Here is a 2976-nt window from a genome sequence, read left to right as displayed (position 1 = left end):
GTTCTTTATGATTGCCTCTCCCGATGGCGGCGACAATCACCACATTGAAGTATTGGCTGAGCTTTCTTCAAAATTGATTGAAGAAGGTTTCATTGAGAACTTCATGAATGCCGACTCCGAGCAAACGGCATTGGAACTACTTCTGACGAAACCAGAGCCAGTTCAGACTGAAGAAACGACAGAAACCCAAGGCTTCATCATTGGCGTGACAAGCTGTCCAGCTGGCGTTGCACACACCTATTTGGCAGCTGAAGCGCTAGAGAAAGGCGCAGCGGCTCTTGGCTACGATGTTAAGGTCGAAACCAACGGTTCTATCGGCGTTAAAAACAGCCCGACTCAAGAAGAGATTGAACGTGCCGACGCGATTGTGGTGGCTTGTGACAAGCAGGTCGACATGGCTCGTTTTGCTGGCAAACGCGTTATCAAAACCAACGTAAAAGCGCCAATCAAAGACGCACAAGGCGTGATCAAACAAGCACTCAACGCGCCAAGCTACCAAGCTGAGCAAGCGCCGACTAACCAATCTGTTGCCGAAAAAGCATCACAAGCGCGCTCAGATCTTTACCGTTACTTGATGAATGGCGTATCACACATGATCCCATTCGTAGTGACGGGCGGCCTTTTGATTGCTCTAGCGCTAGCTATTGGCGGCGAACCAAGTGAGTCTGGCATGGCGATTCCTGCTGGCAGCATGTGGAACCAAATCCTAGAAGTTGGTGTGGTTGCCTTCACCCTGATGATCCCAATCTTGGCCGGCTATATTGCTTACGCGATTGCTGACCGCCCTGCTCTAACCCCTGGCTTAATTGGCGGCTGGATCGCAAACAACGGCTCTTTCTATGGCGCTGACGCAGGCACTGGCTTCATTGGCGCAATCATCGCAGGTCTGTTAGTGGGCTACTTCGTTAAATGGATTACTTCGTTTAACTACCACAAGTTCGTTCAACCGCTTGTGCCTATCATGATCGCTCCGATCACTGGTTCTCTATTCATCGCTGGCCTGTTCATCTTCGTTATTGGCGCCCCTATTGCGGGACTAATGGATGCGCTTACAGCACTGTTAACTAGCATGAGCACAGGTAACGTAGTTCTGCTTGGCATCGTATTGGGTGGCATGGCTGGCTTCGATATGGGTGGCCCATTCAACAAAGTAGCGTTCCTATTCTCGGTCGGCATGATTGCCAGCGGTCAAACTCAGTTCATGGGCGCGATGGCGTGTGCAATTCCTGTTGCTCCACTGGGTATGGCTATCGCAACCAGAATCGGCCGTAAGTTCGACCTGTTCGAATCTTCTGAAATTGAAGCAGGCAAAGCAGCAGGCGCGATGGGCTTAGTGGGTATCTCTGAAGGTGCGATTCCTTTCGCGGCTCAAGACCCGATGTCGGTTATCCCTGCCAACGTACTTGGTTCAATGACTGCTGCGGTTATGGCGTTCTCATTTGGCATCACCAACAGTGTTGCTCACGGTGGTCCTGTGCTCGCTCTACTTGGCGCAATGAACTACCCAATGCTGGCGCTTCTGTGCATGGCATCAGGTGCGGGTGTGACTGCGGTTACTTGTATCGCACTTAAAAATCTACGCAAAGCCAAGCTAGCAACAGCAGCGGCTTAAGCCATTTCAACTCCAATGGCTTGAGCCCACGCTACTCTCACATTTCATTAGATCGAGTAGAGCTCAAGCCATGTTTCCCTTCATGGTGATTTCGATGTCTGATTTTTCTTTAGCGAACGATTCGTTCGTACAACGTTTTTTCTACCCTATGACTAATGTGATTCAAAACTACGCATGGGGTAGCCCTTCTTCGTTTAGCCAACTGTTTGGCATAGATAACCAGTCTGGTGAGCCGCAAGCCGAGATCTGGATGGGTGCTCACCCGAATGGTTGCTCAATGGTGAACGACAATGGGCAGCAGACCACATTATCGAGCTTGATCTCTAAGAACCTAAACCTGTTTTTAAGCGAGAAAGTTGCAAGTCGTTTTGGCGAGCTGCCTTACCTATTCAAGGTGTTAGCGGCGGAGAAAGCACTGTCTGTTCAAGTCCACCCAAACAAGCAGCAAGCGGAATCTGGCTATGCTCTTGAAGAGCAGCAAGGTATTCCTATGACCGCAGGCAATCGTAACTACAAGGATCCTAATCACAAGCCAGAACTGGTGTATGCCCTAACCGACTACACAGCAATGAATGGCTTTAAGTCGATCAGTGAGATCCTTGAGCATTTTCATTACCTCGACATTCCTGAGTTACATTCGATGGTAAACGATCTCGCGGGCGATCAAACACCCAATGGCTTAGCCTGTTTTTTTGCAAGCTTACTGTCTTTGGAAGGTGAACAAAAAGGCATGGCGCTGACCATGTTGATCATGAAGGCCAAGCTTTCTGATAAACGTGTATTCCAATTGATTTCAGAACTGGAAAACCAATACCCAGGTGATGTCGGCCTGTTTGCTCCGCTACTATTGAACGTGATTACGCTAAAGCCGGGGCAAGCCATGTATCTAGATGCAGAAACGCCTCACGCTTACATCAAAGGGACAGGCTTAGAGATCATGGCGAACTCAGACAATGTGCTGCGCGCAGGGCTGACGCCTAAGTACATGGACGTGAACGAACTGGTTTCTTGTACTCGATTTAATGAAAAGCCTGCGGATAGATTATTGCTCAGCCCGATTGAGCAAGGTGATGTGATGGAATATCAAATTCCAGTTGAGGATTTTAAGTTCTCTATCGTGCAAAACTCACATCAACGACAGATCACTACCGAAGGTGCCGAGATCCTATTGCCGCTCGACGAATCTATGGTGCTCACTCACAAATGCGGCGAAACCTGCGTGATAGAGAAAGGCCAGTCGGTGTTTATTCCTGCTTATGCCGAGAGTTACAAACTTGACTGCGTTGGACGTGTAGCGCGCGCTTACAGCTAGCCCTATCACGATTCAGTAAACACTTTTGTGCCCTGCTTTTGCGGGGCATTTT

2 protein-coding genes are annotated in these 2976 nt (G+C 49.2%); both read left to right on the top strand.

Annotation, left to right across the window (positions count from 1 at the left end):
• On the top strand, window positions 1–1612 hold a 1612-nt coding region (locus tag BCT81_RS23630), incomplete at its 5' end, for a fructose-specific PTS transporter subunit EIIC (protein ID WP_102426049.1).
• 94 nt (window positions 1613–1706) lie between these two features.
• Complete coding sequence (gene manA, locus BCT81_RS23625) at window positions 1707–2924, top strand: mannose-6-phosphate isomerase, class I (RefSeq protein ID WP_102426048.1); 1218 nt, start codon at window positions 1707–1709, stop codon at window positions 2922–2924.
• Window positions 2925–2976 lie beyond the last annotated feature (52 nt).

The organism is Vibrio sp. 10N.261.52.A1, assembly GCF_002876325.1.
Taxonomy (GTDB): domain Bacteria; phylum Pseudomonadota; class Gammaproteobacteria; order Enterobacterales; family Vibrionaceae; genus Vibrio; species Vibrio chagasii.
This window is presented reverse-complemented; position numbering and strand designations above follow the sequence as displayed.